This is a genomic window from Nocardioides sp. N13(2025) (assembly GCF_051912545.1).
GTDB lineage: Bacteria > Actinomycetota > Actinomycetes > Propionibacteriales > Nocardioidaceae > Nocardioides.
Window position 1 is genome coordinate 3785836 of record NZ_CP196809.1, and the last position, 19255, is coordinate 3805090.

Annotated in this window: 17 protein-coding genes; 5 read left to right on the forward strand and 12 right to left on the reverse strand. The window is 74.0% G+C overall.

Annotation, left to right across the window (positions count from 1 at the left end; all coding sequences use genetic code 11):
* Positions 1 to 20: 20 nt before the first annotated feature.
* Positions 21 to 1337, forward strand: coding sequence for an MFS transporter (locus tag ACS3YM_RS18350; RefSeq protein WP_439937878.1), 1317 nt, complete (start codon positions 21 to 23; stop codon positions 1335 to 1337).
* A 249-nt stretch (positions 1338 to 1586) separates the two neighbouring features.
* On the opposite strand, the gene ACS3YM_RS18355 is transcribed toward ACS3YM_RS18350, so the two are convergent.
* The 8 genes from ACS3YM_RS18355 to ACS3YM_RS18390 form a co-directional block, all read right to left on the reverse strand.
* A complete protein-coding gene (locus tag ACS3YM_RS18355; RefSeq protein ID WP_439937879.1) occupies positions 1587 to 2192 on the reverse strand; it encodes an ACT domain-containing protein in 606 nt (201 codons plus the stop codon).
* Positions 2193 to 2254: 62 nt separating this feature from the next.
* Positions 2255 to 4012 carry an exodeoxyribonuclease V subunit alpha gene (gene recD, locus ACS3YM_RS18360; protein ID WP_439937880.1) on the reverse strand — a complete coding sequence of 586 codons (1758 nt, stop codon included), beginning with the start codon at positions 4010 to 4012 and terminating at the stop codon, positions 2255 to 2257.
* Between the two features lie 61 nt (positions 4013 to 4073).
* On the reverse strand, positions 4074 to 7412 hold the full coding sequence (locus ACS3YM_RS18365) for a UvrD-helicase domain-containing protein (protein WP_439939926.1): 3339 nt from the start codon (positions 7410 to 7412) through the stop codon (positions 4074 to 4076).
* A gap of 13 nt (positions 7413 to 7425) precedes the next feature.
* Positions 7426 to 10788 (reverse strand): exodeoxyribonuclease V subunit gamma, encoded by a 3363-nt coding sequence (gene recC, locus ACS3YM_RS18370; protein ID WP_439937881.1) that lies wholly within the window; start codon positions 10786 to 10788, stop codon positions 7426 to 7428.
* 43 nt (positions 10789 to 10831) lie between these two features.
* Positions 10832 to 11584 carry a flavodoxin family protein gene (locus tag ACS3YM_RS18375; protein WP_439937882.1) on the reverse strand — a complete coding sequence of 251 codons (753 nt, stop codon included), beginning with the start codon at positions 11582 to 11584 and terminating at the stop codon, positions 10832 to 10834.
* Between the two features lie 53 nt (positions 11585 to 11637).
* Positions 11638 to 12372 carry a hypothetical protein gene (locus tag ACS3YM_RS18380; RefSeq protein ID WP_439937883.1) on the reverse strand — a complete coding sequence of 245 codons (735 nt, stop codon included), beginning with the start codon at positions 12370 to 12372 and terminating at the stop codon, positions 11638 to 11640.
* Entirely contained in the window at positions 12369 to 13598 is a 1230-nt protein-coding gene (locus ACS3YM_RS18385; RefSeq protein ID WP_439937884.1) for an NRAMP family divalent metal transporter, read from the reverse strand. Before ACS3YM_RS18385 ends, ACS3YM_RS18380 begins: the two co-directional genes overlap by 4 nt.
* The gene (locus tag ACS3YM_RS18390) at positions 13595 to 14059 is read right to left on the reverse strand and encodes a hypothetical protein (RefSeq protein WP_439937885.1); all 465 of its coding nucleotides are present in this window, start codon (positions 14057 to 14059) and stop codon (positions 13595 to 13597) included. The genes ACS3YM_RS18385 and ACS3YM_RS18390 overlap by 4 nt, the downstream gene beginning before the upstream one ends.
* A gap of 77 nt (positions 14060 to 14136) precedes the next feature.
* Here ACS3YM_RS18390 and ACS3YM_RS18395 point away from each other — a divergent pair, with 77 nt between their 5' ends.
* Positions 14137 to 15324 (forward strand): hypothetical protein, encoded by a 1188-nt coding sequence (locus ACS3YM_RS18395; protein ID WP_439937886.1) that lies wholly within the window; start codon positions 14137 to 14139, stop codon positions 15322 to 15324.
* On the opposite strand, the gene ACS3YM_RS18400 is transcribed toward ACS3YM_RS18395, so the two are convergent.
* Together ACS3YM_RS18400 and ACS3YM_RS18405 are read right to left on the reverse strand one after the other, a co-directional pair.
* Positions 15314 to 15487: a CsbD family protein gene (locus tag ACS3YM_RS18400; RefSeq protein ID WP_439937887.1), complete on the reverse strand. Its 174-nt coding sequence runs from the start codon at positions 15485 to 15487 to the stop codon at positions 15314 to 15316. The genes ACS3YM_RS18395 and ACS3YM_RS18400 overlap by 11 nt on opposite strands.
* Positions 15488 to 15603: 116 nt before the next feature.
* Positions 15604 to 15786: a hypothetical protein gene (locus ACS3YM_RS18405; RefSeq protein WP_439937888.1), complete on the reverse strand. Its 183-nt coding sequence runs from the start codon at positions 15784 to 15786 to the stop codon at positions 15604 to 15606.
* Positions 15787 to 15875: 89 nt separating this feature from the next.
* Between ACS3YM_RS18405 and ACS3YM_RS18410 the strand changes: the two genes are divergently transcribed.
* Positions 15876 to 16724 (forward strand): DICT sensory domain-containing protein, encoded by an 849-nt coding sequence (locus ACS3YM_RS18410; protein WP_439937889.1) that lies wholly within the window; start codon positions 15876 to 15878, stop codon positions 16722 to 16724.
* 25 nt (positions 16725 to 16749) lie between these two features.
* Here the strand turns inward: ACS3YM_RS18410 and ACS3YM_RS18415 are convergent, their stop codons facing one another.
* Positions 16750 to 17028, reverse strand: a complete 279-nt coding sequence (locus ACS3YM_RS18415) for a DUF7218 family protein (protein ID WP_439937890.1) — start codon at positions 17026 to 17028, stop codon at positions 16750 to 16752.
* Positions 17029 to 17113: 85 nt separating this feature from the next.
* Here ACS3YM_RS18415 and ACS3YM_RS18420 point away from each other — a divergent pair, with 85 nt between their 5' ends.
* Entirely contained in the window at positions 17114 to 17575 is a 462-nt protein-coding gene (locus tag ACS3YM_RS18420) for a DUF6328 family protein (protein ID WP_439937891.1), read from the forward strand.
* Positions 17576 to 17593: 18 nt separating this feature from the next.
* On the opposite strand, the gene ACS3YM_RS18425 is transcribed toward ACS3YM_RS18420, so the two are convergent.
* Positions 17594 to 18031 (reverse strand): SRPBCC family protein, encoded by a 438-nt coding sequence (locus tag ACS3YM_RS18425; protein WP_439937892.1) that lies wholly within the window; start codon positions 18029 to 18031, stop codon positions 17594 to 17596.
* Between the two features lie 102 nt (positions 18032 to 18133).
* Between ACS3YM_RS18425 and ACS3YM_RS18430 the strand changes: the two genes are divergently transcribed.
* Entirely contained in the window at positions 18134 to 19246 is a 1113-nt protein-coding gene (locus ACS3YM_RS18430; protein ID WP_439937893.1) for a GDSL-type esterase/lipase family protein, read from the forward strand.
* The last annotated feature ends 9 nt before the right edge of the window (positions 19247 to 19255 follow it).

The window sequence follows — 19255 nt, forward strand, 5'->3', positions numbered from 1 at the left end:
CTTGGCCCCACAATGACGCCGTGACCACCCAGGCGGCAACCAGATCGGCCTTCGACGAGCCGGTCGAGGCACCCCCGGCCCGATGGGTCGGCGCCCTGGTGCTGCTCAACCTGGGCGTGATGGCCGGCTGGTTCGGTCCGATCCAGGTGCTGCTCGCGCAGCAGGCCGACCGGATCGCGGACGCCGAGCCGGGCGGCATGAGCAAGGAGCTGCTGCTCGCGGTCGTGCTCTTCACCGGCGCGGCGGTGTCGATGCTCGCCAACCCCGTGTGGGGTGCGTTCTCCGACCGGACCCGGTCGCGCCTCGGCAGGCGGGTGCCGTGGGTGCTCAGCGGGGTGGTCCTCGGCGCGGCCTCGCTCCTCCTCCTGTCGTGGGCGGAGGGAGCGGTGCTGATGGTCGTGGCGTGGAGCCTCGTCCAGCTCGCCCTCAACGCCGCGTGGGCCGGTGGTGTCGCTGCGGTGCCCGACCAGGTGCCGGTCGAGCGGCGGGGCCTGATCGGTGGGCTCGTCGCCATCGCCGGCACCGTCGGCGTGCTGCTCGGCATCAAGATCGCCGAGCTGACCGGGTCGATCGCCCAGGGCTACCTCGTCATCGCCGTGGTGATGCTGCTGCTGTCGGTGCCCTACCTGATCGGCTCCCGCGACGTCGCGCTCCCGGCCGACCACCACCTCGAGCCGTTTCGGTGGACGCGGTTGCTCCGCTCGCTGTGGGTCTCGCCTCGCGAGCACCCCGACTTCGCGTGGGCGTGGCTGACCCGGCTCCTGGTCAACCTCGGCAACTGGATCGCGCTCAACTACCTCTACTACTTCCTCACCGACGGCCTCGGCTTCAACGACGACGACGCCACCGCCAAGCTCGGCCTGCTCGTGCTGATCTACGGCGTCGCCACCGTCGCGGCCACCGTCGTGGTCGGGCACTGGAGCGACCGCGTCGGCAGGCGGAAGGTCTTCGTGATCTGGTCGGGCGTGCTCATCGGGGCGAGCTCGCTGGTGCTCGGCCTCTGGCAGGACTGGCCCGGCGCGCTGCTCGCCGCCGTCGTCCTCGGCGCCGGTTTCGGGGTCTACCAGGCGGTCGACTTCGCGCTCATCACGCAGGTCCTGCCCGGGGCCGGCGACCGGGCCAAGGACCTCGGCGTCATCAACATCGCCTCCGCCCTGCCCCAGGTGCTCGCCCCCGCGATCGCCGGGCTGATCCTGGTGCTCGTCCGCGAGCTCGGCGGGTCGGTGGCCACCCACGGCGAGGGCTGGTCCCTCGGCTACGGCGTGGTCTACCTCGTCGGCTTCGCTCTCTGCGTGCTCGGGTCGGTCTTCGTGACCCGGATCAAGTCGGTCGCCTGACCGGGCGCTTCCTCGCGCTGCACAGCGCTGACCGGGCACTTCCTCGCGCTGCACAGCGCTGACCGGGCACTTCCTCGCGCTGCACAGCGCTGACCGGGCACTTCGTCCCCCATCGACCGCGGACTTGATCGCGAGGAAGTGCCCGCTCGCTGGGTTTCAGCGCGAGGAAGTGCCCGCTCGCCGGGTGTCAGCGCGAGGAAGTGCCCGCTCGCTGGGTTTCAGCGCGAGGAAGTGCCCGCTCGCGAGGTGTCAGTCGCGGCTGATCGTGATCGCCAGGCCGAGAAGGTGCTCGAGCCGGGCGAGCTCGGAGTCGAGGAACTCCGGGCCGCCGCGTCGGCCCATCAGCACGACGTCGCCGGCGAAGGGGGCCGCGCACTCGACGTAGACCTCGTCGCCGGGGAGCCGGGTCGGGGAGCTGATCGTGCCGAGGTCGAACTCGCTCGGCGCCGCGTCGGTGGCGTGCACGACCTTGACGGTGTCGCCGTCGGGCCGGATGCGCGCGGCCCAGTCCACCTTGAAGGCCATCGGCAGCAGGTCGACGAGGCGGTCGCGGGCCGTGGACGGGTCCTCGGTCAGGGACTCGACGACCTCGAGGTCGAGGAACAGGTTGCCGCCGGCGGCGTAGCGGTTGATCCACAGCACGCTGACGCCGTCGAGGATGGAGCAGGCCGAGACGACCGAGTCGGGCATCGTGCCCGGAGCCATCTCGAGGAGCACGTCGTCGACCGCGAAGCCGTCGCGCTTCTCGACGATCTCGATCGCCTCGATGTCGCCGCCGGCCTCACCGATCGCGCCCGCAACGCGGCCGAGCGACCCGGGGACGTCGGGCAGCTCGACGCGCATGAGGTACGGCATGCGACGAGGTTATCCGGATTCTGTGTCCGGCACGTTTCGGGTGCGCGTCCGCGGGACGGGGCTCAGGGGGCGGCGGCGAGGCGTACGGCGAGCCCGCTCGCGCGCTGGGCACGACGACCGATCGCGGCCCGGATCGACGCCTCGGAGCCGACCACCCGCACGCGTTTCCGCGCCCGGGTGACGGCGGTGTAGAAGAGCTCGCGCGAGAGCAGCCGCGACTCCGCGTCGGGCAGCAGCACGGTCACGACCTCTGCCTGCGAGCCCTGCGACTTGTGGATCGTCATCGCGTGCATGGTCTCCACGTCACCCAGGCGCGACGGCGCCAGGTCGCGCGGACCGTCGCTGGCCGCGATCACCGCCCGCGGACCCTCGGGAGTGAGCACCACCACGCCGCTGTCACCGTTGTAGACGCCGAGCTGGTGGTCGTTGGCGGTGACGAGCAACGGCCGGCCGACGTAGGCCCGCTCGTGCAGCGGGTCGCCGGTCTCGGCGGTCAGCCAGTGCTCGATGCGACGGTTCCAGTGGCGTACGCCGAAGGGGCCGTCGCGGTGCGCGCACAGGAGCCGGTGGTGGTCGAGCGCCGTCAGCGCACCTGGGACGTCGCCCCGCTCGGCGGCGTCGCGGACGGCCAGGGCGGCGGCGAGCGCGGTGGTGCGGATGCGCGGCGCCGGATCGGCCTCGTCCACCCACTCCACGGCCTCGTGCCCGGCGGACAGCACGGCCAGCGCGCCGTCGGCGTCGCCCGTGCGCAGCGCCTCGGCCAGGGCACGGATCTGCTCGCCGAAGCGGTGCGTGCTGCGCAGTTCGGCGACGGGGGAGTCGGACCGTTCGTGGAAGCCGCGGACCACGTCGCTCAGCACGGCGCCGGCCTCGACCGAGGAGAGCTGGTGCGGGTCGCCGACGAGGACGAGTCGCGCGTCGGGCCGCACCGCCTCGAGCAGGCGCGCCATCTGGGTGAGCGAGACCATCGACGACTCGTCGACCACCACGACGTCGTGCGGCAGCCGGTTGCCGCGGTGGTGCCGGAAGCGGGTGGAGTTGCCCGGGTCGGGCCGCAGCAGCCGGTGGAGGGTCGAGGCGCTCACGCCGGCCAGCCGCGCCTGGTCGGCCTCGTCGAAGGCCTCGGCCTCGGCATGCACCGCCTGCTGGAGGCGGGCGGCCGCCTTGCCGGTCGGGGCGGCGAGCGCGATGCGCAGCCCGCCGGGGTGCTGGTCGAGCAGGCCGACCAGCAGGCTCGCCACGGCCGTCGTCTTGCCGGTGCCCGGCCCGCCGGTGAGGACCGTCGTCCACTGGCCGGCCGCCGACAGGCACGCCTCCACCTGCTCGTCGTACGTCGTCCCCGGGCGGGCCTGCTGCATCGCGGCCACCAGGCGGGCCATCGACGCGGCCATCCGGTCGGGGTCGTGGTCCGGCGAGGTGGCGGCGCGCGAGAGCAGGTCGTCGACGACCTGGGTCTCCTGCTCGTGGTAGCGGTCGAGGTAGAGCAGGTCGTTGTCCCACCGCACGAGCCCGGCCGCCACGAGCGGGCTGGCGGCCACCGCAGCAGCCCAGCCGGGTGCCGCCGGCCAGGGCAGGTCGGGCGGGTCGGCGACGGTCGCGAGGTCGAGGGCGACCGATCCAGCCCGGACCGCGCGCACGGCGAGGGCGACGGCCAGCAGCACCTGCTCGTCGGTCTCCCGGCCCAACCGGCCGAGGGCGGCGGCGACGTGGACGTCGGCGCTGGTCAGCACGCCGGCCGCGTTGAAGTGCGCGAGCAGTCCCGTCGCGCCGAGGGCGAGGCGCGCGTCGGTGGCGTCGACGGGCTCGAAGAGGTCGGTCATGCGGGGTCCCTGCGGCGTTGTTCGGGGGAGCGAAGCGGCGGAGAAGAACGTCGTGGGGTGCTCATGGTGTCGCTCCGTCCAGCAGGTCGGACAGCGCGGTCACCAGGGCGACCGGCGGCTGCCACGAGAACACCCCGCACGGCCGACCGTCGACGCTCGGCGTCTGCGGTCCGCACATCCCGCGGAGGTAGAGGTACAGCACGCCACCGAGGTGCTCACCCGGGTCGTAGTCGGGGAGCCGCCAGCGCAGGTAGCGGTGGAGCACCACGGTGTAGAGCAGCGCCTGGAGCGGGTAGTCGGAGTGGCCCATCGCCTCGTCGAGGACGGCGGGGCGGTAGTCGAAGGCCGTCGCCGGCGCGGCCCGGTCGCCCAGCCAGTTGGTCTTGTAGTCGATGGTCAGGTAGCGGGTGCGGCCCTCGACCGGGACCCGGACGACGACGTCGATGGAGCCGGTGAGGTAGCCGAGCAGTCGCTGGCCGGCGAGGTCGCGATCGCCCTCGAGCGTCTCGGCGAACGCCAGCAGGGGATCGCCAGCCGGCAGGTGAGCGCGCAGCAGCGGGCCGAGATCGCCGAGCACCACCTGGGCGGCGGGACCGCGCCGCGCGAGGTCCCCACCCGCCAGCGGCACCTCGAAGTCGAGCTCGCGCAGCCGGTCGGGCACGTGGATGTCGCGCAGGGTGAGGCCGCCGGCGAGTGGGCCGAGCGGCGAGTCGCAGACCGCGACGAGGGCGTCGGCGAGCACCTCGGCGTCGACCTCGACCGCCCACCAGGCCCGGTGCTCCTCGATCTGGGCGAGCAGCTCGGCCCGCAGGTCGGGGGAGGCGGGGTCGGCGTGCTCGAGCACCTCGTGGACCAGCGACCCGAACTCCGCACCCACCGGCAGGTCGGCCATCGGCGAGGGCACGGCCGTCAGCGCGAGGTCGGTCTCGGGAGCAGGCGCGTCCTCGTCGAGCACGGACAGGTCGGTGTCGTCGAGCTCGGGGGCGTCGTCGGGCTCGGAGAGCACCCGGTCGGGCGCGCCCGCGTGCGGGGCGCCGGCCGCGGCGAGGGCGGAGTAGGAGGTGCGGCGCCAGTCGGTGTCGACGGCACGCTCGAAGGAGCGCACCGACAGCGCCGGGAGCGGACGGTCGATCGGGGTCGTGTCGACGACGCCGGGCCGGGCGAGCTCGGGCTGCGGGCCGCCGGCGGCCTTCCAGCGGCCGAGGATCTCCACGACCTCGTCGTCACCGAGCACGGGCTGCTCGTCGTTGACCCCGGGGTGGCCCGGGGCGCGGCCGAACAGCATCCGGTGGAGCGGTGCGGGGGCGGTGTTGTTGGCGGTCGGGCAGTACCACGCGACCACCTGCGACTGGGCCCGCGTCAGGGCGACGTAGAGCAGTCGGAGGGACTCGCCGGCGTCCTCGTGCCGGCTCCGGGCCACGGCCGCGTCGCGCCACCTGCTCGGCCCACCGACGTCGCGGCACCGCTCGCCGTCGGCGTCGTGGAAGAGCGGCACGTCCTCGTCGCGCACCCACCGGTCCCACAGGGTGGGGAGGTAGACGATGGGGTACTCGAGTCCCTTGCTGCCGTGGATCGTCACCAGCTGCACGGCAGCGGCGTCGGAGTCGAGGCGGCGGGTCCGCTCCGAGGCGACCTCGATCTTGTCGTCGGCGACCTGGGCGCGCAGCCAGCCGAGCAGCCCGACCACGCCGAACCGCTCGTCGACCGTCACCTTGTGCAGCGCCTCGCCGATGTGGCGCAGGTCGGTCAGCGTCCGCTCGCCGCCGACGCGGCCGAGCACCCGGGCGGTGAGCCCGTCGAGCACCGCGCACTCCAGCACGGCGGCGACGCCGCGGGCCGCGAACACGTCGGCGAGGCGGCGTACGTGGTCGCTGAGGGCGTCGGTCGGGTCGGGGTCGGCCTGGAGCTCCTCGGCGCTGCGGCCGAAGAAGTCGGTCAGCGCCGCGGCCCGCACCCGGTCGGCGCGGTGTGGCTGCTCGAGCGCCTCGAGCAGGGTGAGCCACTGCGTGGCGGCCGCGGTCTTGAAGACCGACCCGCCCGCGTTGAGCACGGCGGGTACGCCGACGGCGGCCAGCGCGTCCTGCGCGGCGAGCAGGTCGGCCCGGCGGGCGGCGAGGACCGCGACGTCCTTCGGCTCAACCGGGCGCCGGTCGTCCCCGGTGCCGACGGTCGCGCCGCTGGTGAGCAGCCGCTTGACGTCGGCGGCCAGGTCGGTGAGCACGTGCGAGCGCCAGTCGCCGATGCGCGGCTTCTTGCGGCCCAGCTCCTCGTGGCGGACCACCCTCAGGCGGAACGGAGGCCCGGCCCCGTCCAGCCGCGACGACGCGTGGTGCGCGGTGACGGGGTGCACGGAGATCCGCTCGTCGCCGAGCGCGGCGCCCTCGACGAGCACGTGGAGCGACTCGAGCAGCGGCTGGTCGGCGCGCCAGTTGACCCCGAGCGTCTGCCGGGTCGTGGCCTGCTCGGCGGCGTCGAGGTAGGTGACGATGTCGCCGCCGCGGAAGGCGTAGATGGCCTGCTTGGGATCGCCGATCAGCACCAGCGTCGAGACGCCGTGGAAGGCGCGCTCGAAGACCTGCCACTGCACCGGGTCGGTGTCCTGGAACTCGTCGATCAGCGCGACCTTCCAGCGCTGCCGCATCCGCGACCGGGCGGGGGAGTCGTCCGGTCCGAGGGCGTCGGCGAGCTGGCCGAGGAGGTCGTCGTAGGAGAGCACGCCGAGGCGTCGCTTGCGCCGGTCGATCTCGTCGAGCACCTCGCAGGCGAACCGCACGCGCGCGGCCGCCCCACCGTCGGGGTCCTCGGCCAGTGCCTCCTGCGGAGCGACCCGTGCGCGAGGGTCGTCGACCACCGCGCGCGCGATGGCGAGGGCCTCCTCGCGGCTCCACGCCGCCTGCTCCCGCCGGGCGAAGAGGTGGAGGTAGCGGTCGTCGGTGACCTCGGTGGTCAGCTGCTCGAGGTCCTCGACGAGCACGGCTCCGGTGTCGGTGTCGCCGGCCACGCCGAGGCTGCGGAGCACCTGCTGGCAGAACTGGTGGATCGTCGCGATCGTGGCGGCGTCGAACGACGTCAGCGCGTCGGTGAGCCGGCCGAGCCGGACCGTGCGCTCGGACTCGTGGGCGTCGAGCAGCCACTCGTGCAGCCGGTTGGCCGGGTCGGCGGTCGCCGGGTCGGCGAGCACTGCGGCGGCGTCGTCGAGCTGGCGGCGTACGCGGTCGCGCAGCTCCTGGCTCGCCGCACGGGTGAACGTCACGACGAGCATCTCCTCGAGGGTCGCGACGCCCTCGGCGAGGTAGCGGGTGACGAGGGCGGCGATCGTCCACGTCTTGCCGGTGCCGGCGCTGGCCTCGAGCAGGGTGGTGCCGGTCGGCAGCGGGCCGCAGATGTCGAAGGTGTCCATCGGCAGGGTCATGTCAGATCCCCCGCACCAGCTCGTGCGACAGCAGCGGCGACCAGACCCGGAGCGCGTAGTGGCCGAGCCGGTGCGGCGCAGGACCTTCCTCGCCGGGGAGGAGCGGTGCGGCGAGCAGGTCGTAGGGGGCGGCCTCGCCCCACGCGCGGACGTGCCACTGGTCGCCGTCCTCCTTCGGGAAGCCGGTGTCGTTGAAGCGGGGGGTCACCCACTCGCCGCGGGCCTTGAGGTCGGGGTCGGCGGGTCCCCGCTGGCCGATCGCGAACTCCTCGGCGAAGGCCAGGCTGGTCTTGATCGGCAAGGGCAGCGGCTCGCACTGGCCGCGCTCCATCACCGCGACGAGGTCGCGGAGGATCGTGCGCGCGTCGTCGTCGGTCATCGGCGAGACGAGCGCCCGCCGGCCGGACCTGCCCCAACGGCCGATGGTGTGGGCCGTCCAGTTCTCGTCGGGGTGGCCGGCCGCGAGCGCGAGGGCGTCGAGCCAGGCGGCGAGCCGGTGCTTGGCGCCGAGGCTGGAGTAGCTCACGGCGACGAGGTTGTTGCCGAAGACGCCCGAGACGGTGCCGGTGAGGCGGCGGTCGCCGAGGTCGATGTCGACGTCGAGGGTGCGCGAGGGACCGGAGCGCAGCGGGGTGGCGGCCTCGACCAGCGGGCGCACCCGCGTGACGATGTCGGTCAGCATCGCCGCACCGAGGTCCTCCGGGGGCAGCAGCCCGCGGAGCTGCTCGGCGAGCATCGCCGCCTGCGGGTCGCCGCCGGCCAGCACGTCGTGCACGAGCCGGTCGCCCACCTGCCACTTCTCCAGGCCGTCGAGGGTGATCGGGATGGCGTCCTTGGTCTCGTCGACGTCGTAGGGCGTCGTCACGCGCAGCCGCTGCCGCAGGAAGCTGCGCACGGGGTGGGCGAAGAAGTCGTGGAGGTCGCTCAGCGAGACTTCCTCGGCCACGTCGGGGGCGCGCAGCGGCACGGGCACCAGCGACGGCGGCACGGGGCGGGGCGCACGCGCCGCCCGGGCGCCCGCCAGCGCGGTGCGGTCGAAGGAGAAGGGTCGGCTGTCGGCCCGGACGAGCGCACCGGAGGTCAGGTTGGCCTCGTCGAACGGCTGGAGCGGGTGGTGGAGCACCACGTCTCCGCGGACCGGCGCGCTGGCCGTGCGGTCGAGGGCGTCGAGCAGCTCGCCCAGCGGCACCGCCGGCGGCTTGTCGTCGTTGGTGTGCTCGCCGCGGCCGGCGTAGGTGATGACCAGCGTCTCGGTCGCCGCCCCGATCGCGTCGAGGAGCAGCTGCCGGTCCTCGGAGCGGACGTCGCGCTCGCCCGTCCTGGGTCGACGGGCCAGCACGTCGTCGCCGTCGACGGACTCCAGCCGGGGGAAGACGCCGTCGTCGAGCCCGACCAGGCAGACCACCCGGTGCGGCACCGACCGCATCGGCACCATCGTGCAGACCGTCAGCGTGCCGGTGCGGAAGTTGCTCCGGGTCGGCCGTCCGCGCAGCCGGTGCCGCAGGAGGGCTCGTACGTCGGCGTGGCGCAGGCGGGTCTCGTGGTCGCCGACGCCGGCCGAGATCCGCGCGAGCTCCCGGTCGAACTGCGCCACCCGCCAGGCGTCGTCGGGTCCGCTCGCCGTGAGCCCGTGCACTGCCCGGCCGAGCGCGGTGGTCCAGTCGGCGACAGATGAGGCGTCCGTCGCGGCGCGGACGAAGGTGTGCAGCCGGTCGACCATCTCCACGAAGCTGCCGACCAGCTCGAGGTGGCCGTCACCGACGTCGTCGAGAGGGAGCGTGCAGCCCACGGTGCGGTGGCCGTCGCCCGACATCGCCGCGCCCAGCAGGACCCGCTGCAGGCCGGCGAGCCAGGTGTTGGCGTCGAGGTCGAGCCCGAAGGCGCCCCGGTGGTCGCGGTCGTAGCCCCAGCGGATCGCGGCCTGGTCGACCCAGCGGGCCATCCGCTCGAGGTGGTCGTCGGTGAAGCCGAAGCGGGCGCGCACCGGCTCGGTGGCCGCGAGGTCGAGCACCGCGGTCGCCGTCATCCGCCCCGCGGCGAGCTCGACCAGGTCGGCGGCCACGCCCAGCAGCGGGTTGGTCGCGCCGGGGGACCGGTCGGCCAGGCGCACGCGCAGGCGGTGGGCCGGGTGCCCGACGTCCTCCTGGGCGACGTCGGCGAGTCCGAAGCCGGCCGAGATGAGCGGCGCGTAGGTCTCGATGTCGGGACACATGACGAGGATGTCGCGCGGCTCGAGGCTCGGGTCGTCCTGCAGCAGCCCGACCAGCACCTCGCGCAGCACGTCGACCTGGCGGGCAGTGCCGTGGCAGCCGTGCACCTGCACCGACAGGTCGTGCGGCGCGCGCACCCGGGCGGCCAGCGTGGCCGGGTCGGGTGCGCGGTTGGCCCGGAGGTCGGCCTGCAGCCAGCCGAGGAGCGTGGTGGGGTCGGCGTGCCCGGCCGGCTCGTGCTCGGCGGCCAGGTCGCCCAGCGTGCGCCGCAGCTCGCGCGCGTCGCGGCCCAACGAGGCCAACAGCGGGTGCCCCACCAGCGCGGCCGAGTCGTCGTCGGCGCGGGCGACCGGGCCCGCGGCCGCGGTCGGGGCGAGGGCCTGCCACAGCACGTGGGACGGCTGCGGCAGCCAGAGGTGGACGTCGCGGTGCTCGCCGAGCGCGCGGAGCAGCTCGACCTCGGTCACTGGCAGCCGGGTGTGGCCGAACAGCGACAGCCGCCCGGGCAGGTCGAGCCCCTGGTCCGATCCGGGGGCGCCATCACGCAGCCGCTCCAGCGTCGAGGCATGGCGTACGTCCGGGGCGGGCGCCTCGACCCGGGCGACCAGCCGTCGCCAGAGCTCGGCCTGCCAGCGCAGGTCGGGGTCGAGCGCACCGCTGGCGCCGTCGGTGTCCTCGCCCGCACGCCAGTCACGGACCAGGCGGGGTCGCTGGACGGCGTAGGACGCCAACAGCCCGGACAGCCGTCGCGCCACGGCGTAGCGTCGGGCGCTGCGCTCGTCGGTCGGGTCGCCGTGGCCGAGGTGGCGGCTGAGGTCCTCGAACCCCGGCTCGTCGAGGCACTGGTCGATCACCTCGAGCAGCGGCCAGGCCAGGCGGTCGGGGCTCCACGGGTCCTCGGCGTCGCGGTCCAGCAGCATCGACACCAGCGAGTGGGGGGTGACGAAGTCGACCCCGGCGCACACGCCGTCGCCCCCGCGCGCGCCCACGCCGAGCCGGTGGGAGAGCCGCTGGGTGAGCCAGCGCTCGACCCCGCGGGCAGGCACGACGACCACCTCGCGGGCGAACGGGTCGGGCAGGGGGGTGACCAGCAGGTCGGCCAGGCCGTCGGCGAGCGCGTCGGTCCGCTCGGCGGTGTGCAGGTGCAGGGTCACGGGCGCCACCCTATGAGCGGCGACCGACATCAGGTCGGAGACGTCACCGGTACTCCGGGTTCGGGTGGTCGGGGTCCGACAGGTCCCAGTTGAACGTGCTGGTGCCGTGGGCCGGGATGCCGCCGGCGTCCTTGAGGCGGCGCGCCGCGTGGAGCATGTTCCACGCGGCGAAGACGGTGTTGCGCGTGGTCCAGTGGTTCTGCGCCCCCCGGTTGTCGTCGAGGTACGACGGCCCGGGGCCGGCCTCGCCGTTCCAGTAGGCGTCGACCTGGGGCGGGATCGTGAAGCCGATGTGGCTCAGCGCGTAGAGCATCTGGGCCGCGCAGTGCTTGCCGCCGTCCTCGTTGCCGGTGACCACGACGCCGCCGACCTTGCCGTAGTAGCTCCACTGGCCGGCGGCGTTGAGCTCGCCGGACCAGCCGTAGAGCCGCTCGATCGCCAGCCGGGTCATCGACGACTGGTCGCCGAGCCAGATCGGGGTGGCGAGGACGACGATGTCGGCCGGCTCGATGATGCTGCGGTAGATGTCGGGGAAGTCGTCGGTCTCCCAGCCGTGCTCGCGCATGTCGGGCATCACCCCCGGCGGGACGACGTGGTCGACGAGCCGGACAAGGTCGACCCGGGCGCCGACTCCCTCCAGCACCCGCCGGGTGATCGCGAGGAGCCCGTCGGTGTGGCTCGGCTCCGGGGAGCGTTTGAGGGTGCCGTTGAGGATGGCGACCCGCAGGTCGTCGTAGCGGGTCGTCGCGGCGGCGACCTCGGCGTCGATGAACGCAGCAACGCTGTCGGGGATCATCCCGCGAGCCTACGAGCAGGTGGGGGCCTCCCGCCCCGCTCGGACGGGGCCCTCTAGTCCGCTTCGTCCCCGGGCTGCACCCGCTTGCCCGGCCCGTGCGACGCCCGGCGCTCGCGGTCCTCCGCGATCGGCGTACGAGGACCGGAGCCGGCGACGGAGCCGTGCGTCCAGTCGATCTCGCAGCCGGCCACGTCGGCGACGTACGAGCCCCGGTGCAGGAGGCGTACGACGGCGGCGACGGCCCACGGGCCCATGTCGGGCTTGCGGTCGTAGCCGAGCAGCGAGCCCGGTCCGCCACGTCCCACGACGAGCTCGCGGACCACGAGGCCGCGCCCGGGCTCGGGTCGCGCGCGGACGTCGATGACGCGTCCGTCCGGCTCGCCCTCGTAGGTCACCGGCGATCCGAGGAGCTGCCCCAGCCGGGCCCGCTCGGGGTCCAGGGCCGGCGCCGGGGGAGCCGCGCCCGCGCGGCGGGTGCGCAGGCGTACGCCGCTGTCCAGCCGCTCCACCAGCGCGAGGTCGATGCGGTCAGGGATGTGCTGGCCGGGCCGTTGCGGCGCCGCGGCCACCCAGAGCTCGTGCGCGCGTCGCCAGAGCCGCGGCAGCAGGGCGTTGGCGCCCAGGAGGAGGCCGGACACCACGAGCATCCCGTCGTCGGTGCGCGTGAGCTCGACGTCGTCGACCTTGCCGACCAGCGCGCCGTCGGCGTCCTGCACCTGGCGGTCGAGCAGGTGGAGGGCGAGGTCGAGCTCGTCCGCGAAGCGGCCACCCGGCAGTCCGGCGTTCATGCGCCCATCCCCGTCATCACCATCAGCGGGATCGCGGCCACGGCCACGACCACGATGAGCACGAGGTAGATCGTCCCGAGGACGTTGGTGAGGCGCCCGTTGACGTGCCGGCCGACGTAGTCGGGGTCGTTGGCGATCACCAGGATCGGGAAGTAGGTCAGCGGCAGCGCGACCGCCGAGAACACCACCGACACCTCGGTCACGACGATCGGGTCGACACCGGTCAGCAGCACCGCGGCCGCGGCCAGCGAGCACAGCACCAGCACGGTGTGGAAGGCGACCGCCGCCTCGGGCCGGACGTACTTGCCCCACTGCCCGCCGACGTACTGCATCAGCGAGTAGCCGACGGACAGCCCGGTCTCGCACGCGGCGCCGAAGGTGGCGGCGACGAAGCCCAGCACCGCGATCGCGACGCCGATCTTGCCGAGCGCCTCCGCGATCGGCAGCGCGGTCTCGCCGAGGGTGTCGACCATGATCCCGTGCGGCTGCAGCACGACCGCCGCGCAGCCGGCGATCGCCAGGGAGAGCAGCCCGCCGAGCGGGAAGCCGATGAAGACGTTGGCCCGCATGGTGCCCAGGTCCTTGGCGGTCCAGCGCTCCTCGACGCCGCCGGAGGAGAAGAAGAACACCTCGTACGGCGTCATCGCGGCGCCGAACAGCGCGACGGCGTAGTAGCACCAGGTCGCCCACGACTCGCTGGCCGGCTTGTCGACGGTGACGGCCTGGTGGGCGAGGGCTCCCCAGTCCGGCCCGAGCTGCCACAGCGCGACGGCGAAGACGATGAGCGAGAGGCCGAGCAGGCCGAGCACGTTCTCGATCGCGCTGAACTTCGCCCGCCACAGCAGCAGCCAGACCGCCAGTGCCACGAACGGCACCAGCAGCAGCTCGCTGACCGAGCTGACCAGCTGCAGCGACAGCGCGACGCCGCCGACCTCGGCGATGAAGGTGAGGAAGGTGACGCCCATCGACCCGGCCAGGTTGAGCAGGCCGATCCGCGGTCCGAGCCGCTCGCGCACCAGGTCGAAGGTCGCGCGCCCGCTGACCGCGGCCACCCGGCCCGACATCTCCGCGAAGAGGCAGATCCCGACGACGCCGATGACGACGGCGGGGGCGATGGAGAGGCCGAACCGCGCCCCCACCTGGGCGTTGGTCACCAGGTCGCCGATGTCGACGAAGCCGCCGATGGCGGTGAGGATGCCCAGGGCGACGGCGAAGACGCGCTTCACCCGAGCTCCTGCCGCTCGGCGTCGAGGTCGTCGGAGAGGGCCAGCAGCCGCTCGCGCAGCCCGTCGTACGACGACTCGTGGCCCGCGGTGATCGCGATGCGCGCCTCGCGGACCAGGTCGGTGGCCCGGCCCAGCAGGTCGGCGACCGTGCGGTCCTCCCGGCGGAGGTCGCTCGGCGGCTGCTGCGTGCTGAGCGTCTCCTCGGCCTTGGCCAGCGACTCCTCGGACTCCACGGCGGCCACCCGTGCCGCGCGACCGGGCAACCGGTCGCCGGACTCGAGGTCGAGGACGAGCGCCACGGACTCCACCTCGCTCACCGAGTCCTCGAGCGTCTGGCGCGCCGTCGAGCGCCAGTCCGCCGCCGAGGGCTCGCCCGGGACGCAGCCGGTGAGTACCAGCAGCGCGCTGCCGGTCACCAGCAGCGCGCGCAGCCGAACCACCTTGCGGACGGGAGCAGGCACGGCACTTGTATACCCCTGGCGGGGGTCGCGCATGTGTGGGGCTGGCAGTGGCGCGCCGGGTCGGAGAGGATCGGCCGGTGGACCACACGAGGGCGCGCGGGCTCGTCACCGCCCTGGTCCTGGTCCTCGGCGCCGTTCTGGTGGCCGCGTGCACCAGCGCCGAGCCGGAGGCCGAGCGGGTCCGGCTCTCCTGGGTCGAGCAACCGCTCCCGGCGCCTGAGGGCGCGCCGGGACGCACCGTCGTACGCGATGCCGTGCAGTGCGGTGAGGGCTGGTGGGTCGTGGGGGCGGTCTTCCTCGACCACCCGACCGAGACCCGTGACACCCGCCCGGCCGCGTGGTTCTCCCCCGACCGCATGACGTGGACGTCCGTGCCGGTGGACGCGCGCACCTACTGGGGGCGCCGCGCGATCCTCGGCTCCGTCGCCTGCTCGCGCGGCCGGATCGCCGTGGTCGGCGCCCGTTCCGGAGGCGCCCACGGCAACCCGAGGGTGACGACCTTCTGGCTGGACGAGCGGACGCTGGTCGACGTGCGCACCACCTTCATCCAGTACGGCGGCGTCACCGCCACCAACGTCGGGCCCGTCGCGGGCGGCCCGACCGGCTGGCTCATCACCGGCAACCGCACGTCGGGGCCGGGGGTGTGGGTCACGGACGACCCGCGCGAGTTCACCCGCGTCGAGGCCGAGCCCGGCCTCACCGACGACGGCGACCTGCAGTCGCTCGCCCAGGCCGGCGGCTGGGCGGGCGAGGAGTGGGTCGTGGTCGGCGCGGGCGCGCGGACCGGCGAGCACGTCGACCCCGACCCGCTGGCGTGGACGTCACCGGACGGGCTGACCTGGACGCCCGAGGAGATGCCGGCCGCGGACGGCGCCCAGGACGTCCACCGGGTGCTCGCGCTCGACGACGACCGACTGCTCGCCGTGGGCCTGAGCGCCGGTCGGTTCGCGGCCTGGCTCCGCGAGGACGGGGTCTGGCGGGATCCGGTGGTGTTCGGCGCGGTCGCCGAGGAGTGGCACGGGGCGCCGTACGTCGCCTCGCTGGCGCGCACGCCGGCCGGCGTCCTCGCGACGCTCAGCACCGGCGACCACTACGAGATGTGGCGGACCGAGGACGGCCGCGACTGGCGCCGGGTCGACGTACCCCTCGAACCGCAGACCGCCGGCGACCACACGTTGGTGGTCGCCGGCGGCGATGGCCTGCTGCTCGTCGCCGATGCCGGCGACGCGGGGCACGTCTGGGTGGGTGAGCCGGTCAGCTCTTGAAGGCGTCCTTGACGTTCTCGCCGGCCTGCTTGAGGTTGGCGCCCATCTGGTCGCCCTTGCCCTCGGCCTCGAGCTTCTCGTCGTCGGTGGCCTTGCCGGTGGCTTCCTTGGCCTTGCCCTTGAGCTCGTCGGCCTTGTTGTCGATCTTGTCGTCGAGACCCATCGTGTTCCTCCTGTGACGTCGGTGCGACCGGTCGGTCACCTCGAACCTGCCACGGGGGTGCGCGGGTCACGACACCCGTGCGGGTGGGATGCCCGTCCGCCGCCTGGGGCAGCGCCTCACTCGCCCAGCGAGCGGGGGGTCTGCGGGGAGGGTGCGATGCCCGGCGACGGAAGGGGGACCGGGGCGGGCCTGGTGTGCTCGATCTCGTCGGCGCGGGAGGCGTCCAGCCTCCAGATCACGGCGCAGCCGACGATCGCGACGATGATGGCGACGGTGCTGATGAGGATCACGCTGCCCATGGGGGTCTCCTGGTGTGTGTGGTGAAAACCTCTACAGTCATGTATAGGTTATTTTCAGCATCATGCACAAGGGGTGAAGGGTGGCGGAGATGGACGACCGGTCGGCCGAGGGATTCAGCATCGGCGTGCTCGCCGCGCGGACCGGACTGACCCCGGCGGTCCTGCGCACGTGGGACAACCGGTTCGGCTTCCCGGCCGGCGGGCGGTCGGCGACGGGGCACCGCCGCTACTCCGACGACGACGTGGAGCAGGTGCGCCGGGTGATCGAGGTGCGCGACACCGGGGTGCCGCTCCGGCTCGCGATCGACGCGGTGACCCAGGGTGTCGAGGGTGGCGACGCGACATCGGTGCACGCAGCACTGGCGGCCCGCTTCCCGGACCTGCGCCCGCAGCGGCTGGGCCGGCACCCCCTGCTGGCGGTCTCCCACGCGGTCGAGGACGAGTCGCTCGCCCGGGCCGACCGACCGGTGGTGCTGGGTGCCTTCCAGGAGGGGCACCGCTACGAGCAGTCGCGCCACCGCTGGGAGGAGCTGGCGCGTACGGCGTCCTGGGCCGCGGTGGTCGCCGACTTCGACGAGCAGCTCCCGGCCGACCCGACGGCGCGGCCGGCCCGCTGCCAGCTCCCCGCGGACTCGCCGCTGCGCCGGGAGTGGAGCGTGGCCACCCTGAGCCCGTCCCATGCCGCGGTCGTGTCGGCCTGGGAGGTGCCGGCTGCCCCGGGTGCGGAGCCGGTCTTCGAGGCGGTCATCAGCACCCACCGCCCCGCGGTGGTGGTGGCCGCACGCGTGCTCTGCGACGCCGCCCGCCGGGCGGGTGCGCGACCCCCTGCCGAGGTCGAGCGCCTCGTCGACGCGGCGGCCGCCGGCCCGGCCACTGCGGCCGTCGACGCCGACCGGATGTGGCTGCGGACGCTGGCGCGGCTCGACCGCCGGGGCTGACGCCGCCGGCTGGTCGACCCTGGGGTCAGTGGTTGCGGAGCGCGTCGATCAGCTCGGCCTTCGACATCGACGACCTGCCCTCGATGTCGAGCTCGGCCGCACGCTTGCGCAGCTCCTCGACCGTCCGGTCGTCGTAGTCCTTGGCCTCGCCGCCGCGCTCGCCGACCTTCGACCGCCCCTGGGCGGCGGAGGCGTTGGCGATGCGGGCCGCCTTCTCCTTGCTCGCACCGTCGTCACGCAGTGCCTCGTAGACCTCGGCGTCCTTGACCGACGGGCCCGGGTCCCTCTTCTTGTTCCCAGCCATGCACACCACCGTGCCACCGGCCCCGGGCGGTCGGCTCACCCGTCGGGAGGTGGGCGGCCGCGGCGTCCTGAGTAGCCTCCGGAGCGTGTCGAAGGGACGACGGGACGAGACCCCGCAGGAGCGCGCCGACCGCAACTGGAACGACATCCTCCAGGAGCTGCGGGTCAGCCAGACCGGCGTGCAGCTGCTGGCCGGGTTCCTCGCGACCCTGCCCTTCCAGTCGCGCTTCGGCGAGCTCGACGCGTTCCAGCGTGGATGGTACGTCGCGCTGCTGTGCCTGGCGTTCGCGACCGTCAGCGTGCTGCTGGCGCCCGTGGCGATCCACCGGCACGTCTTCCGTGAGGGCGTGAAGGAGGAGCTCGTCCAGGCCGGTCACGTGCTGACGTCAGTGGCCCTGGGCCTCATCGGCCTGCTGCTGGGCGGGATCCTCTTCCTCGTCGTCGACGTGCTCTACGACCGCACGGCCGCCGCCTGGAGCGCGGTCGGATCGGTGGTCGTGCTCGGCGGCCTCCTGGGCGTCCTGCCCAGGCGGGTCGTCAAGGACTGAGGTCGGGCCGGGCTGCGCTCAGCCGGCATCGCGGTCCAGGCAGGCGCGGAGCTGGTCGACCGTCTTCCTCGCCAGGATCGGGAGGTACGCCGCCACGGCGGGCGACGCCAGCTTCGACAACCCCGAGAAGGACATGTCGGCCCGGTAGGTGACCTCCGCGCCGCGACCCGAGGGCCGGATCTCGAAGATGTCGTGACCCTCGAACGACTCGTTGCGGCCGCGCAGGTGGACGCGGGTGGGCGGCGCCAGCTCGGCCGTCGTGTAGGTGAGCTCCACCTCGCGGCCGAGGAAGGACGAGACGTTGCGGTACGTCGTGCCGACGCCGCCGTCGCCGGCGGTCCGCACGCAGGTCCGGGTGCCGGGGTCCCACGACTCCGCGTGGGTGAAGTCGGCGAGGTAGGCGTAGGCGGCCTCGGGGGAGGCGGACGTGGTGAAGGTGCGGGTGACCGAAGGCATGCCTCCACGTTAGCCAGACCTTGCCCACGGGCGGGCCACCCGACGGGCTGGGGCGGGGTCGGCCTCTAGGCTCCACACCCTGCTGACCTCCTGGGAGGACCGATGATCGACCCGACCCTCGTGCGCGGAGCACTCGAGCTCGAGCACACCGACCGCGGCCTGCTGCCGCACCGACTCCCCGCGTGGGCGAGGGCGCAGACCGACGACCCGCAGCTCCACCTCGTCGAGGCCCAGCCCGCCGGCGTACGCCTGGCGCTGCGCACCGACGCCACCCGCCTCGAGCTCGACGTCCTGCCCACCAAGCGCCGCTACGTCGGCACCCCGCAGCGCGCCGACGGCTGGTACGACGTGCTCGTCGACGGTGAGCTGGTCGAACGGCTCCAGGCGCCCGGCGGCAACGTCCTCGACGTCGACATGATGACCGGCGCCAGCAGCCTGCACGCCGGCGAGCCGACGACGCTCACGATCGCCCTGCCGGCAGGCCCGAAGGACGTCGAGGTCTGGCTGCCCCACGACGAGCAGACCGAGCTGGTCGACCTGCGCGCCGACGCACCCGTGGCGGCCCTGCCCACCGACCGACCCCGGTGGGTCCACCACGGCAGCTCGATCAGCCACGGGTCGGTGGCGACGCACCCGACCGAGCCGTGGCCCGTGGTGGCCGCGCGGCTGTCCGGTCTCGACCTGGTCAACCTCGGCCTCGGCGGCAGCGCGCTCCTCGACCCGTTCGTCGCCCGCACCATCCGCGACGTCCCGGCCGACCTCATCAGCCTCAAGCTCGGCATCAACGTCGTCAACCAGGACCTGATGCGGCGCCGGGCCCTCGGCCCCGCGGTGCACGGCTACCTCGACACGATCCGCGACGGACACCCCGACACCCCGGTGCGGCTGATCTCGCCGGTCCACTGCGGCATCCACGAGGCCGCGCCCGGCCCGACCGCACCGGACATGGCCGCGCTCGGCGAGGGCCGCCTCGCCTTCGTCGCCGCCGGCGACCCCGCCGACGCGGCCCGCGGCGCGCTCACCCTCGAGGTGGTCCGCGAGGTCCTCGCCGAGGTCGTCGAGCAGCGCGGCGACAAGCACCTGACGTACGTCGACGGGCTGGGCCTCTACGGCGCCGCCGACGCCGAGCGGCTGCCGCTGCCCGACAACCTGCACCCCGACTCCGCCGCGCACCGGCTCATCGGGGAGCGTTTCGCGGCGCTGGGCGATTGGTAGCTGGGCCAG

What these genes read in the sequence shown, in the direction of transcription:
- ACS3YM_RS18380 (WP_439937883.1), bottom strand. Translation starts at nt 12,372, where the DNA reads ATGAACGCCGGACTGCCGGGTGGCCGCTTCGCGGACGAGCTCGACCTC.
- ACS3YM_RS18355 (WP_439937879.1), bottom strand. Translation starts at nt 2,192, where the DNA reads ATGCCGTACCTCATGCGCGTCGAGCTGCCCGACGTCCCCGGGTCGCTC.
- ACS3YM_RS18415 (WP_439937890.1), bottom strand. Translation starts at nt 17,028, where the DNA reads ATGGCTGGGAACAAGAAGAGGGACCCGGGCCCGTCGGTCAAGGACGCC.
- ACS3YM_RS18405 (WP_439937888.1), bottom strand. Translation starts at nt 15,786, where the DNA reads ATGGGCAGCGTGATCCTCATCAGCACCGTCGCCATCATCGTCGCGATC.
- ACS3YM_RS18430 (WP_439937893.1), top strand. Translation starts at nt 18,134, where the DNA reads ATGATCGACCCGACCCTCGTGCGCGGAGCACTCGAGCTCGAGCACACC.
- ACS3YM_RS18410 (WP_439937889.1), top strand. Translation starts at nt 15,876, where the DNA reads ATGGACGACCGGTCGGCCGAGGGATTCAGCATCGGCGTGCTCGCCGCG.
- recD (WP_439937880.1), bottom strand. Translation starts at nt 4,012, where the DNA reads ATGACCGACCTCTTCGAGCCCGTCGACGCCACCGACGCGCGCCTCGCC.
- ACS3YM_RS18375 (WP_439937882.1), bottom strand. Translation starts at nt 11,584, where the DNA reads ATGATCCCCGACAGCGTTGCTGCGTTCATCGACGCCGAGGTCGCCGCC.
- ACS3YM_RS18365 (WP_439939926.1), bottom strand. Translation starts at nt 7,412, where the DNA reads ATGGACACCTTCGACATCTGCGGCCCGCTGCCGACCGGCACCACCCTG.
- ACS3YM_RS18400 (WP_439937887.1), bottom strand. Translation starts at nt 15,487, where the DNA reads ATGGGTCTCGACGACAAGATCGACAACAAGGCCGACGAGCTCAAGGGC.
- ACS3YM_RS18425 (WP_439937892.1), bottom strand. Translation starts at nt 18,031, where the DNA reads ATGCCTTCGGTCACCCGCACCTTCACCACGTCCGCCTCCCCCGAGGCC.